Below are 13,666 nucleotides of genomic sequence, written 5' to 3' on the forward strand. Positions count from 1 at the left end.
GTTGACCCTGTTCCGCGCAGTCCGCTGGATCGTCATTGCCGCCGGGGCCATTGCTTATCCGCTGCTGGCGCATTACAGCGCGGCCACTTCGGCGGCCACCACTTTGCCGTCCCTGGGGGTGGCCGTGTCCCTGGCGCCTTCCCTGGCCATCCTGCTGTGGCTGACCTGGCGTTCGCCCAGGCGGCCGGCCATGTTGCTCCTGTGTGCTGTCGTGGGCGGGCTGCTGTGGGGGTTTTGGGGCATGCTGGAACGCAATTTCAGCTGGGTCTATTTCCTTCAGCACGCCGGCACCTATGCCATGCTGGCCGCCGTGTTCGGCGTCACCCTCGGACGCGGGCGGCAAGCGCTGTGCACCCGGTTTGCCGAAGCGATCCATGGCAGTCTGGCGGCGGACGAGATCCGTTATTCGCGCCAGGTCACGCTGGCATGGACGCTGTTTTTACTGGCGATCAGCCTGGTTTCCAGCGTCCTGTTCTTTTTTGCCGGCATCGAGATCTGGTCGGTTTTCGCCAACTTCCTCTCCTTCCCTTTGATTCTGCTGATGTTTGTCGTGGAATACGGGATTCGCCTGCGCAAGCTGCCACAGCAGAAAAATCACAGCATCATGGACGGCATCCTGGCCTTCTGGAAGACGCCGGCCACGCGCCCGGGTACTTTCCCCGATCCCCGCTAGTGCCGTCCATGCCATCCTTGTCACCCCTACCGCTCATCGCCCATCACCGCCCCGATGCCGTCCTGGCCTGGCGCAGCAACACGCCGATCAGCGCCGGGCAGTTTCTGGCCGAGGTCGCGCACGTCGCCGGCCAGTTGCCGCCGGGGCGGCATGTGCTCAACCTGTGCGGCGACCGCTACCGTTTCACGGTCGCCCTGGCGGCCTGCATCGTTAGCGGCCGGATCAGCCTGCTGCCCTCCACCCACACCCCGGAGATGGTCCGGCAGATGCAGCGCATCGCTCCGGACGTCTTCTGCATTGTCGATCAGGGTGCTGGCGTTGAGCTGCCCACCTTCCGCTACCCCGAATCGGTGCCGCCCCCTGGGGACGGCCATGCAATTCCCGCTATCGATCGCGAGCAGATCGTTGCGCAGGTCTTCACCTCCGGCTCCACCGGCATGCCGGCGCCCCATGCCAAGCGCTGGGGCAATCTGGTGCGTAACGTGCAGGCGGAGGCGCAGCGCCTGGGCATCGGCGCCGACCATGCCATTCTCGGCACTGTCCCCCCGCAGCACATGTACGGTCTGGAATCCACCGTGCTGATGCCGCTGCAAAGCGGTGCCGCGCTGCATGCCGGCCGTCCTTTCTACCCGGCGGACATCTGCGCCGACCTGGCGAGCCTGCCGCGCCCGCGCGTGCTGGTCACCACGCCCTACCATCTGCGCGCCCTGCTTGAGGATCAGGCCTCGCTGCCGGCAGTCGACCAGATTGTCTCGGCCACCGCCCCGCTGTCGCAGGACCTGGCCAATGAAGCCGAATCCCGTTTCGGTGCGCCGCTGCACGAGATCTACGGCTGCACCGAAACCGGGCAACTCGCCTCGCGCCGCACCTCCGCTGGCGCCGAGTGGCAAACCCTGGCGGGTGTCCATCTACGCCGCAAAGGATCTGCGCTGTGGGCCGAGGGCGGGCACATCGAGCACCCCACCGGGCTCAATGACGTCATCGAGTTCACCGGCGACGGCCCGCTGTCGACCACCTTCCTGCTGCATGGTCGCCACGCCGACCTGGTCAACATCGCCGGCAAGCGTACCTCGCTGGCCTACCTCAACCATCAGTTGAACGCCATCCCGGGAGTTGCGGATGGCGTCTTCCTGCTGCCGCGCGAGGACAGCGCGGATCGCATCGGCCGCCTCGCCGCCCTGGTGGTCGCCCCCGGCCTCACCCCGGCTGCCCTGACCCGGGCGCTGCGCGCACACATCGATCCCGTCTTTCTGCCGCGCCCCCTGCTGTTCGTCGACGCCCTGCCGCGCAGCGCCACCGGCAAGCTCCCCAGCCAGGCCGCCCAGGACCTGCTGGCCCTCCTCCTGCAGGTCCGCTCCGCGACCGGGATGACGGCATGAGCGAGCACGCCGTGCCTCTGCCCATCGCCGCTGACCATCCCGCCTATGCCGGGCACTTTCCCAGCCAGCCCATCCTTCCCGGGGTCGTGCTGCTGGATGAGGCCCTGCATGCCCTGGCGACGCGGCTGGGCAGGCAGGGCACGGCCTGGCAACTCAAGTCGGTGAAGTTCCACAGTCCGGTCCAGCCCGGCGAGTCCCTCACCCTGCACAGCGCCGAATCGCCGACCGGCGGCTTCCGCTTCGAGATCCGCTGCCTCGATGTCCGTGGCGACGAGCGCGGCGTGGCCAGCGGCAGCGTCGTTTTTTCGCAAACGCCCCCGGCGTGACCGCACCGGAAATGGCGCGTCAAGCCTCGCCGCACGCAGAATGGGCTATCCGCCCCGAGCGCAGCAATCGGGCCATGCTGCGCCTGATGGCCTGGATCTCCCTGCGCCTGGGGCGAGTCCCCGCCCGGTTTGTGCTGGCCGGCGTCAGCCTCTACTTTCTGCTCTTCGCACCCACCGCCAAGGCCGCCTCGCGTATCTATCTGTGCCGGGCACTGGATCGGGAGCCCACGTTTGCCGATTTGTTCCGCCACTTCTACAGCTTTGCCTCCACCATCCACGACCGAATTTTTCTGCTCAATGGGCGCTTCGACCTGTTTCAGGTGGAGGTGCATGGCGAGGACATCATCCAGGACGTACTGGCCGCCGGGCGGGGGGCCATCCTGATGGGCGCGCACATGGGCAGCTTCGAGGTGGTGCGCGCCATCGGCTGCCGGCAGCCCGGCCTCAGGGTGGCCATGCTCATGTACGAGGAAAACGCCCGCAATCTCAATGCCACGCTGGCCGCAATCAACCCGGCGGCGGCGCAGGACACCATCCCGCTGGGGCAGATCGACTCGATGCTGCGGGCACAGGCCTGCCTGGACGAGGGCATGGCGCTCGGCGTGCTGGGCGACCGTACCCTCGGCGGCGACCCGACGCTGCGCGTCTCCTTCCTGGGGCAGGACGCCGAGTTTCCGGTCGGCCCCATGCGCCTGGCCGCGATGCTGAAGCGCCCGGTGCTTTTCATGAGCGGGCTTTACCTGGGCGGCAACCGCTACGCCATTCACTTTGAGCGGCTGGCCGATTTCAGCGCGCTCGAACGGAGCGGCCGCGATGCTGCCATCCAGTCTGCCGTGGCGGTCTACGTCGCCTGCCTGGAACGCCATTGCCGCGCCGCGCCCTGCAACTGGTTCAACTTCTTCGATTTCTGGCGCGCCAGGGATGCCGCTAAAACATGACCCGACTCACGCGACCCCGCTTTCGGCTGTATACCCTGGTCTGGCTGGCGCTGCTGGTCAGCCCTATGGCTCAGGCCGCCCCGCTGAGCATTGCCCAGCTCATGGCGGGTCTGGCGAAGCACCCGCAAGGCGCGGCCACCTTCACCGAGACAAAAACCATTTCCATCCTCGACCAGCCGATCGAATCTTCCGGCGAACTGCTGTTCATCGCGCCGGCCCGTTTGGAAAAGCGCACCCTGAAACCGAAGCCCGAGACCATGGTGCTCGACGGCGACACTCTCACCCTCGAACGTGGCCGCCGCAAGCACGTCCTTCAACTTAAGGACTACCCGGAGGTGGCCGCCATGATCGAGAGCATTCGCGCCACCCTGGCCGGCGACCGCAAGTCTCTGGAACGGGTCTACCACCTGGCCCTGGACGGCGGCCAGGAACGCTGGACCCTGATGCTCACCCCCCTCGACCCCAAGGTCGGCGCCATCGTCGCCCGCATCCGGATAGAAGGCGCCCGGGACGTGGTGCGCAGTGTCGCGATTCTCCAGGCCGACGGCGACCGTTCGCTGATGACCATCGAGCAGTCGGCGCCACAGCGATGATCCTGAAAAGCTCACCATGGAGACACAGAGGCACGGAGAACGGCAGGAAATCAATGGGTTGCCGATCAACCAGCCTTCACCCGTCTGGCCGACGCACTGACCCATGCAAGGTGTTGTATGTCCTCTGCGCGCTCTCTGCCTCTGTGGTTCAACTGCGGTTTCAAGGATGATCCGGACGCACCGCAACACCACCGCCATCGTGCTGTGGCTGATTTTTTTGCTGGCCTGTGTCGGCATCATCAGCCGCACCCATTTCACCACCGACTTGTCGGCATTTATGCCGCGCACGCCCACGCCCGAGCAGCAGCTGCTCATGGATCAGATCAGCGACGGCCTCGCCTCGCGCCTGATTCTGGTGGGTATAGAAGGTGCCGACGCGCCCACCCGCGCCAGTCTTTCCAGGCAAATCGCCCAGCGTCTGCGCACCGACCGCACGTTTGTCAGCATCAATAACGGCGAGCCCGTCAGCGCCGAGCGCGACCGGGCCTTCCTGTTCGGCAATCGTTACCTGCTGAGCCCGGCCGTGACGCCTGAGCGCTTTAGCGCAAGCGGCCTGCATGCGGCCTTGAGCGACAGTATCGATCTCTTGGCCTCGCCTGTCGGACTGCTGGTCAAATCCCTGCTGCCGCGCGACCCCACCGGGGAAATGCTGCAATTGCTCGAGCAGCTCAACAGCGGCAGCCAGCCGCAGCTGGTGGAGGGCGCATGGGCGTCGCGCGACGGTGCGCGCGCCTTGATGCTGATGCAAACGCGTGCCGCGGGAAGCGACACCGATGCCCAGCAACACGCCATGGCCGCCATACGGCAGGCGTTCGACCAGGCGTTGGACCAAGTCCCCGGCGCGACCGCCTCCACCCAACTGGTGATGACCGGCCCCGGCGTGTTTTCGGTGACGTCGCGCGACACCATCAAGCGTCAGGTCACCCGCCTGTCCATCATTAGCCTTGCCCTGATCGCCACGCTGCTGTTGCTGGTTTACCGGTCATTTAGTGCACTGACATTGGGATTGTTGCCCGTGATCAGCGGTGCGCTGGCGGGCATTGCGGCGGTCAGCCTGGGCTTTGGCGCGGTGCACGGCATCACCCTGGGATTCGGCACCGCCCTGATCGGCGAAGCCGTGGATTATTCGATCTACCTGTTTGTGCAATCGGAGCAGAACAGCGCGGATCATCAAAACTGGATCAAGCGCCTCTGGCCGACCATTCGCCTCGGCGTGCTGACCTCGATAGCCGGCTTTGCCTCGCTGCTGCTGTCCGGCTTTCCCGGTCTGGCGCAGCTCGGCTTGTATGCCATTGCCGGGCTGATCGCGGCCGCAACGGTGACGCGCTTCGTCCTGCCTTCACTGCTGCCCGCCAACTTCCGTATCCATGATTTGTCGGCGATCGGGCTCACCCTGTCCCGCGTCGTGCAACGCGCTGCCGCACTGCGCTGGCCGGCGGCGATCGTGCTGCTGGCGGCCTGCGCCATCGTGGTCAACAACCGCGACAGTTTATGGAACGACAAAATCGCGTCGCTCAGTCCGGTGTCGCAAGCGGACGTGGAACTCGATACCCGTTTGCGCGCCGACATGGGCGCGCCGGATGTGCGCTACCTGATCGTCGTCTCGGGTACGAACCAGGAATCCGTGTTGCGCGCCGCCGAGCGGGTCTCCACACTGCTGCAAGTCCAAGTCGAGCAAGGCGAACTGGCCGGATTCGAAAGCCCGAGCCGTTATCTTCCCAGCGTGGCAACGCAACGCGAACGCCAGGCCAGCCTGCCTCCTCGCCCGGTGCTGGAAACACGCGTGGCGCAAGCGGTCCAGGGCCTGCCGGTGCGCGCGCAACTGTTCACGCCATTTCTGGCCGACACCGCCGCCGCGCGCAGCCAGCGTCTACTGCAGGCAGGCGACCTGCAGCAGACCTCGATGGCGATGGCGGTCGATGCCCTGCTCATCCAGCAACACGGGCAATGGCGGGCCTTGTTGCCGCTGACCGCGCCCGAGGGGGGCAGCATCAACGCCGAACCTATCCGCGCTGCCTTGAGTGCCATGCCCAATGTGCTGTTCGTGGACATGAAAGCCGAGTCGGATCGCCTGTATTCCGGCTACCTGCGGGAAGCCATTGCGCTGTCGCTCGGCGGCCTGGTTGCCATCGTCGCGTTGCTGCTCGCGGTTTTTCGCTCGCCCATGCGCGTGCTGCGCATCATTGCGCCGCTTGCCGCTGCGGTCATTACGGTCACCGCGGGATTGAGCCTGTTTGGCCAGCAAATGATCATTCTGCACCTGGTGGGCCTGCTGCTGGTGGCCGCAGTGAGCTCCAATTACGCCCTGTTTTTTGATCGACCCGATCCGCGCACACCGATCCTGCCGCGCACGCTGGCCTCGATGCTGTTTGCCAGCCTCACCACCGTCGCCGGTTTTGGCCTGCTCGCGTTTTCCGACGTCTCCATCCTGCAGGCGCTGGGCGTGACCGTCGCACCGGGCGTCATCCTGGCCTTGTTCTATGCGGCGATTTTTGCCCGGCAAGCCGATGCCTGCCCATCCAGTGTTTAATCCAGTCTGGCACCCCACGCTGCTGATCCGCGCATCGTTCGCGCTGCATGGTCTGGCATTGGTGGCTGTGATCGCCGAACCCGCGCAATGGCGCTGGGCGCTGGGCGCCGTGGTCATCAACCACCTGCTGCTGACCGCCGTCGGCCTGTGGCCGCGCAGCCACTGGCTGGGACCGAACTGGACGCGGCTGCCCGCTGCCGCGGCGGCCAGAAATGAAATCGCCCTGACTATCGACGATGGCCCAGACCCCCTTGTCACGCCGCAGGTGCTGGATATTCTGGATCGCCATGCCGCGCAAGCCACCTTTTTCTGCATCGGCGAAAAAGCGGCACGCTATCCGGACCTATGCCGTGAAATCGTCCGCCGCGGCCATGCCGTGGAAAACCACAGCCAGCACCACCGCCATTTTTTTTCCCTGCTGGGTCCGCGTGGTTTCATGCGCGAACTGCAGGCCGCACAAAACACCCTCGGCCAGATTACCGGTCAGCACCCCGTGTTTTTTCGGGCTCCTGCCGGCCTGCGCAATCCTTTTCTCGATCCCGTGCTGACGCGACTCGGTTTGACGCTCGCCAGCTGGTCGGCGCGGGGATTCGACACCCGCATCGGTGACGCCGAGCGGGTCAAGCATGCGTTGTTGCATGCGCTGCGGGCGGGCGCTATTTTGCTGTTGCACGATGGCAATGCTGCACGGACACCCGGTGGCACTCCGGTCATCCTCGACGTGCTGCCTGCCGTGCTGGAGTCGGCGGCCGCTGCCGAACTGCGTTTTGTCCGCTTGCGGGACGCCTTTTCATGACCGGCACACCGCATGAATCGACGCTACCGCACCGCGGAGAACCTGCCTTGAAAAACAGTCAGCACACGCCCTGGTACCGGCAAATTGCAGCGGCCACCACCCGGCATATGGTTCTGAAAGGGATCGGCACGCCGTTTTTTATCGGCCTGTTCTTCGGCGCGTATTTCTACGTTCTCAAAGCCCCGGCCTACCCGACAACGGTGATGCCCTTTACCTGGCTGGACCGGATGATCGGTTTTCAGCCGTGGGCGATGCCGCTGTATGTTTCATTGTGGGTGTATGTTTCGCTGCCCCCGGCCTTGCTCGCGACGCGACGTGAACTCTATTGGTATGGCATGGCGATGGCTGCAACCTGTCTGGTGGGGCTGATTGCGTTTTACTTCTGGCCCACCGCGGTCCCCGCATCCGATATCGACTGGGCCCGCTATCCTGGGGTGGATTTCCTGAAGAACGTCGATGCCGCCGGCAATGCCTTCCCTTCGCTGCACGTCGCCACCGCCATTTTTTCGGGACTCTGGCTGGACCGCCTGTTGCGTCGATTCGACGCGCCGCTGTGGAGCCGGCTATTCAGTTGGATATGGTGTATCGGTATCATTTATTCCACCCTCGCCACCCGCCAGCATGTGGCGGTCGATGTGTGGGGCGGCCTGATGCTGGGATGGGTGGCGGCCTGGCTGTCATTGCGCCACCATGCCTACGCAGCGTCAACACCTGACCGGATCTGAAGGGAAGCGGCCCGTGGAATTTATTAAAAACGCACGACATCTGGATGGGTTGACTTGTTGAATTCGCTCTGGCTTTCCCATTTCACCGCCGCAAGCTGCCTGGGTCACGGCCTGGCGCCGACGCTGGCTGCCCTGCGTGCACAAAAGAGCGGGCTCGTGCCCTGCGCCTTCGAGACGGTGACCGACCTGGCAACGTACATCGGCGAAGTCGCCGGCGTCGATGAGGCGCCTTTGCCGGCCAGCCTGGCCGAATACGAATGCCGCAACAACCGTCTCGCCTACCTGGGTTTGCGTCAGGATGGCTTCAATGCCGCCGTCGAATCAGCCATTGCACGCCACGGCCGCCGCCGGGTCGGCGTGCTGCTCGGCACCAGCACCTCCGGCATCCTGCAGACCGAACAGGCCTATCGTCGCCGCGACCCGGCGAGCGGCGCCCTGCCGGACGACTTCATCTATCGCACCACCCACAACACTTATTCGGTGGCCGATTTTGTGCGCACCGCCTTCAATCTGGAAGGCCCGGCCATGGTGGTCTCCACCGCCTGCTCGTCGAGCGCCAAGGTGTTCGCCGCCGCCGCGCGGATGATCGCGGCCGGCCTCATCGACGCCGCCATCGTCGGTGGCGTCGACTCCTTGTGCCTGACCACGCTCTATGGTTTCAATTCGCTGGAGCTGCTCTCGCCCGCGCCCTGCCGCCCCTACGACGCCGACCGCAACGGCCTCTCCGTCGGCGAGGCGGCGGCCTTCATCCTGCTTGAGCGCCCGGCCGACAGCCTCGATACCGACGCCGTGCTGCTGCTGGGGGCGGGCGAATCGAGCGATGCCCACCACATGTCGTCGCCGCATCCGGAAGGCCTGGGCGCGCGCATGGCGATGGAAGCCGCACTCAAGACTGCGGGCCTGCAGCCCGCCGACATCGACTACATCAACCTGCACGGCACTGCGACGCCGAGCAACGATGCGGCCGAGGGCCATGCAGTGGCAACCCTGTTTGGCCGCCAGGTGCCGTGCAGTTCGACCAAGGGCGCGACCGGCCACACTCTGGGCGCGGCCGGTGGCCTGGAGGCGATCATCGGCGCGCTGGCGCTGCAGCACGGTTTTCTGCCGGGCGGGATCAACACGCGTCGCGTCGATCCGGACATTCCCATCCACTACCTGACCGCCAACCGCGAGGACGCGCCGCGCCGGGTGCTAAGCAATTCCTTCGGATTCGGCGGCACCAACTGCAGCCTGATCCTGGGGCGCGCAGCATGAACAAGACAATGAAGCTCACCGCCTATCTCGACGGCATCGGCCTGATCGGCCCCGGACTCGACAACTGGCCTATGGCGCGGCCCATCCTGGCAGGCACCGCCCCCTATGAATCGCGTCCCCTCACGGTGGCCGCGCCGCTGTCACTGCCGCCTGCCGAGCGCCGCCGCACCGGTCTCGCGATCAAGGTCGCGCTGGCGGTGGCGCAGGAGGCCTGCGCCACCGGACAACTCGATGCCCGGCAACTGGCCGCGGTGTTTTCCTCCTCCGGCGCCGACAACGACAATTGCGATGCCCTCTGCAAGGTGCTGGCCTCCGACGACCGCCACATCTCGCCGACCCGCTTTCACAACTCGGTGCACAACGCCCCGGCGGGTTACTGGGGCATCGCCTCCGGGGCCATGACCCCGGCCACGGTGCTGTGCGCCCATGACGGCAGCTTCGGTGCTGGCCTGCTGGAAGCGCTGACCCAGGTCGCGGTCGAGGGCCGGGTCACGCTGCTGGTCACCTACGACATGCCCTATCCCGAACCATTGCACGCCAAGCGCCCGCTGCCCTCCGCCTTTGGCATCGCGCTGGCGCTTAGCCCCCAGCGTAGTGCGCAATCGCTGGCGCGGATCGAGCTCAGCCTCACCGATGACGCGCCCGATATGCTGGCCGAGCCCGAGCTCGAAATGCTGCGCCGTGCCATCCCCTGTGCCCGCGGCCTGCCCTTGCTGCAGGCCGTGGCGCGCGGAACAGGCGCGCGGGTCGTTCTCGACTACCTGGCGCCGCTGCGCCTGGCCGTGGCGATCGAACCATGCCGCTAGAGCGCGCCTGGCTGCTCGCCCACCTGCCGCACCAGGGCAGCATGTGCCTGCTCGATGCCGTCACCGCCTGGGATGCCCAGCGCATCCGCTGCACGGCGACGAGCCACCGCGAAGCCGACAACCCGCTGCGCGCCCACGACCGCCTGGGCGCGGCCTGCGGCATCGAGTACGCGGCGCAGGCCATGGCCGCCCATGGCGCACTGCTGACGTCTGCCAACAGCGCGTCGCGTGCCGGCTACCTGGCCAGCGTGCGCGGCGCCGAACTGCATGTCGCACGGCTGGATGACATCGCCGCCGACCTCGACGTCGAGGCGGAGCGTCTGTCCGGCGACGGCAATGCCATTCTGTACGGCTTTCGCGTCAGCGCCGACGGGCGCGAGTTGCTCAGCGGCCGGGCTGCCGTGATATTGGATGCGGCGTTGCTGGGCGCCAACAAACTGGGGAATCTGAAATGAAACGCGCATTGGTCACCGGCGGCAGCGGCGGCATCGGGTCGGCAATCTGCCGCCGTCTCGCCGCCGACGGCTGTTACGTCTACATCCACGCCAACCGCAACCTGGTGAAAGCGCAGGCGCTGGCCGATGAAATCAAAACGGGTGGCGGCCAGGCCGAGGCCATCGCCTTCGACGTCACCGATGCCGACGCCAGCCGCGCCACACTCGAAGCACTCATTGCCGACACACCGATCCAGGTGCTGGTGAACAACGCCGGCATCCACGACGATGCCGTCTTCCCCGGCATGAGCGCGGCGCAGTGGCACAGCGTACTGGATGTCTCACTCAACGGCTTCTTCAACGTCACCCAGCCGCTGACGATGCCGATGCTGCGCAGCCGCTGGGGGCGCATCGTCAACATCACCTCCATCGCCGGCCTCACCGGCAACCGCGGCCAGGTCAACTACGCCGCCGCCAAGGGGGCGCTGCATGCCGCGACCAAGTCGCTGTCGCTGGAACTCGCCAGCCGCGGGGTGACGGTCAACGCCGTGGCACCGGGCATCATCCAGACCGACATGATCGACGGCGCATTCGACGCCAAGGCCATCGCCAGCATGGTGCCGATGAAGCGCGCCGGCCGCCCGCAAGAGGTGGCGGACCTGGTCGGCTTCCTCGCCTCGGAGCAGGCGAGCTACATCAGCGGCCAGATCATCTCGGTCAACGGCGGCATGATTTGATCCCGACCGCGCACGCCCTCGCGAACCATCCGACCGGGCGGTTCATGGTTTGGCGGTAGCGGGGGATGAATTTTTTCGGGACGACGCAGGGCGTGCCCACGGCCCATTCACCGACAAGACCCTGTCCCACTTGGGAAACAAAAGAAGATCCAGGCAATGCGGAAGACGGTTACCGATAGTCAGGATAAAGAAATCATTTTTTCTTTTTACACATTATGCTAGAGTGAAAGCGCGACAAATTGTCGCAGTGGCGAGTTGGCGCTACATCTATTTCTTGAACGATTCGGTTTGGTCCGCTTTTTCCTCGAATCGACAATCGACAATCAGCGATTTATCTTTTTTGACAGGGAGTCACAATCATGACACAGGACGACATCAAAACACCCGACACCCAACCTGACTTGGGGCGACGCAAATTCCTGAACACCGCCGCACTGGTTGGTCTTTCCGGCGCCGGGCTTTCGGTGGGCCTGACCGCCTGCAAAAAGGAAGAAGCTCCCGCCACCAGCGCCCCGGGCCTTGCGAAAGGCGATGTGGTTGCTGCGCATGGCAAGTACGAGGTGCCGCCTGGCGAACTCGACGAATATTACTCGTTTTCCAGCGGCGGGCATTCGGGCGAGGTGCGTATCTACGGCCTGCCATCCGGGCGCGAACTGAAGCGCATCCCGGTCTTCAACATGGACTGCCTGGTCGGTTGGGGCATTACCAACGAATCGAAAGCGATCATCGGAACCAAGCCAGATGGCACCCTGAAGTATCACACCGGCGACACGCACCACCTACATCAGTCCTACACCGACGGCACCTATGACGGCAAATACATGTTCGTCAACGACAAAATCCATGGTCGTCTGGCGCGCGTCCGCATGGACACCATGGAATGCGACAAGATTCTCGAACTCCCCAACATCCAGGGCTTTCACGGCACCTTTCCCGACAAGCGCGACCCGGTCGATGCCAGCGTCAATCACACCACCCGCGTGTTCTGCGGTGCCGAGTTCACGATTCCACTACCCAACGATGGCCGCGGCCTGGATGACAGCAGCAAGTACAAAGCGCTGTTCAGCTGCGTCGATTCCAACACCATGGAAATGCGCTGGCAGGTGCTGATCGACGGCAACTGCGACCTGGTGGCGAGCTCGTACGATGGCAAACTGGCATGCACCAACCAGTACAACACTGAGAATGGCGTCCATTACGAAGACATGATGGCGGCGGAGATGGACGCCTGCCTGTTCTTCCACGTCGCCCGTATCGAAGAAGCGGTCAAGGCCGGCAAGTTCACCACCATCGGCACTTCCAAAGTGCCGGTGGTGGACGGCACCCATGCCTCCAACCAGGACCCGAAAACCGCGCTGATCTGTACTGTGCCGATTCCGAAGAACCCGCACGGCGTGAATATCAGCCCCGACGGTAAATATTACGCCTGCTCGGGCAAGCTTTCGCCGACGGCTTCGGTAATCGAGCATGACCTCGTGCTGAAATGGTTCGACGGCGAACTGGCCAATCCGCGCGACGCCGTGGTCGCAGAACCCGAGATCGGCCTCGGGCCGCTGCACACCGGATTCGACAACAAGGGCAACGCCTACACCACGCTGTTCCTCGACAGCCAGATCGTGAAGTGGAACGTGGAAGCGGCAATCAAATCGTTCAAGGGCGACAAGGAAGCCAAGGTGGTGCTGGACCGCATCGACGTGCATTACCAGCCGGGACATGGTTTCACCTCGATGGGCGAAACGAAGGAATCGGATGGCCGCTACTTTATCTCGGACAACAAGTTTTCCAAGGATCGTTTCCTGCCCGTCGGCCCGCTCCATGCCGAGACTGCACAGATGATCGACATCAGCGGTGACAAGATGATACTGGTGGCCGACCACGCGGTGTACTCGGAGCCGCACGATTCAATCATCGTCCGCCGTGACATCATCAAGACGCGCCAGATCTATGATATGAACGAGTTTCCGCTGGCAGTGAAAGACCCGGCGGAATCAGGCGTTTTCCGCAACGGCAAAAAGGTCACCGTCAAGCTCACCAGCCAGGCGCCGACCTTCAGCCTTCGAGAGTTCAAGCTCAAGAAGGGCGATGAGGTGACCATCATCCTGACCAACCACGACAAGGTGGAGGATCTGACCCACGGCTTCGCAATCCCGAAGTACGACATCAACTTCATCGTCAATCCGCAGGAAACCAAGTCGGTCACTTTCCTTGCCGACAAACCCGGAGTCTACTGGTGTTACTGCACCAACTTCTGCCACGCCCTGCATCTGGAAATGCGCAGCCGCATGATTGTCGAGGCTTGAAACGCCCCCCGTTCCCCGAAAGGGGAATGGGCTGTCTCTCGATAATCTGCGATAATCCGGGCAGATAAAAACCGCGCCCGCAAGGGCGTTGGTTTTTTGCGCCTTTTCCGGTTTTTTTGTCCGTTCCTGACAATACTTTAGCCGTTATTCAGCGAGGCCTACCCCAGGCGCCTGA

Annotated in this window: 13 protein-coding genes; all 13 read left to right on the forward strand. The window is 64.4% G+C overall.

Annotated features, from left to right (window positions below; all coding sequences use genetic code 11):
* Position 1 precedes the first annotated feature (1 nt).
* The 13 genes from ACZ41T_RS02010 to nosZ all read left to right on the forward strand — a co-directional run bounded on the left by ACZ41T_RS02010 (position 2) and on the right by nosZ (position 13,491).
* Positions 2 to 673 carry a COG4648 family protein gene (locus ACZ41T_RS02010; RefSeq protein WP_464922813.1) on the forward strand — a complete coding sequence of 224 codons (672 nt, stop codon included), beginning with the start codon at positions 2 to 4 and terminating at the stop codon, positions 671 to 673.
* Between the two features lie 17 nt (positions 674 to 690).
* Positions 691 to 2,052, forward strand: a complete 1,362-nt coding sequence (locus tag ACZ41T_RS02015) for an AMP-binding protein (RefSeq protein WP_464922814.1) — start codon at positions 691 to 693, stop codon at positions 2,050 to 2,052.
* Positions 2,049 to 2,378, forward strand: a complete 330-nt coding sequence (locus ACZ41T_RS02020) for an ApeI family dehydratase (RefSeq protein ID WP_464922815.1) — start codon at positions 2,049 to 2,051, stop codon at positions 2,376 to 2,378. Before ACZ41T_RS02015 ends, ACZ41T_RS02020 begins: the two co-directional genes overlap by 4 nt.
* On the forward strand, positions 2,375 to 3,316 hold the full coding sequence (locus tag ACZ41T_RS02025; protein ID WP_464922816.1) for an LpxL/LpxP family acyltransferase: 942 nt from the start codon (positions 2,375 to 2,377) through the stop codon (positions 3,314 to 3,316). The genes ACZ41T_RS02020 and ACZ41T_RS02025 overlap by 4 nt, the downstream gene beginning before the upstream one ends.
* Positions 3,313 to 3,909, forward strand: a complete 597-nt coding sequence (locus ACZ41T_RS02030; RefSeq protein ID WP_464922817.1) for a LolA family protein — start codon at positions 3,313 to 3,315, stop codon at positions 3,907 to 3,909. Before ACZ41T_RS02025 ends, ACZ41T_RS02030 begins: the two co-directional genes overlap by 4 nt.
* Before the next feature lie 166 nt (positions 3,910 to 4,075).
* The gene (locus ACZ41T_RS02035; protein WP_464922818.1) at positions 4,076 to 6,439 is read left to right on the forward strand and encodes an MMPL family transporter; all 2,364 of its coding nucleotides are present in this window, start codon (positions 4,076 to 4,078) and stop codon (positions 6,437 to 6,439) included.
* Positions 6,417 to 7,235, forward strand: a complete 819-nt coding sequence (locus tag ACZ41T_RS02040; protein ID WP_464922819.1) for a polysaccharide deacetylase family protein — start codon at positions 6,417 to 6,419, stop codon at positions 7,233 to 7,235. Before ACZ41T_RS02035 ends, ACZ41T_RS02040 begins: the two co-directional genes overlap by 23 nt.
* 47 nt (positions 7,236 to 7,282) lie before the next feature.
* Positions 7,283 to 7,960 (forward strand): phosphatase PAP2 family protein, encoded by a 678-nt coding sequence (locus tag ACZ41T_RS02045; protein ID WP_464922820.1) that lies wholly within the window; start codon positions 7,283 to 7,285, stop codon positions 7,958 to 7,960.
* A gap of 57 nt (positions 7,961 to 8,017) precedes the next feature.
* Entirely contained in the window at positions 8,018 to 9,214 is a 1,197-nt protein-coding gene (locus ACZ41T_RS02050) for a beta-ketoacyl-[acyl-carrier-protein] synthase family protein (protein WP_464922821.1), read from the forward strand.
* Entirely contained in the window at positions 9,211 to 10,020 is an 810-nt protein-coding gene (locus tag ACZ41T_RS02055) for a beta-ketoacyl synthase chain length factor (protein ID WP_464922822.1), read from the forward strand. The genes ACZ41T_RS02050 and ACZ41T_RS02055 overlap by 4 nt, the downstream gene beginning before the upstream one ends.
* Positions 10,011 to 10,475, forward strand: coding sequence for a hotdog family protein (locus ACZ41T_RS02060; protein WP_464922823.1), 465 nt, complete (start codon positions 10,011 to 10,013; stop codon positions 10,473 to 10,475). The genes ACZ41T_RS02055 and ACZ41T_RS02060 overlap by 10 nt, the downstream gene beginning before the upstream one ends.
* A complete protein-coding gene (gene fabG, locus ACZ41T_RS02065) occupies positions 10,472 to 11,191 on the forward strand; it encodes a 3-oxoacyl-ACP reductase FabG (protein ID WP_464922824.1) in 720 nt (239 codons plus the stop codon). The genes ACZ41T_RS02060 and fabG overlap by 4 nt, the downstream gene beginning before the upstream one ends.
* A gap of 359 nt (positions 11,192 to 11,550) precedes the next feature.
* A complete protein-coding gene (gene nosZ / locus ACZ41T_RS02070) occupies positions 11,551 to 13,491 on the forward strand; it encodes a TAT-dependent nitrous-oxide reductase (protein ID WP_464922825.1) in 1,941 nt (646 codons plus the stop codon).
* Positions 13,492 to 13,666: the final 175 nt, after the last annotated feature.

This window comes from Thiobacillus thiophilus (assembly GCF_055378705.1).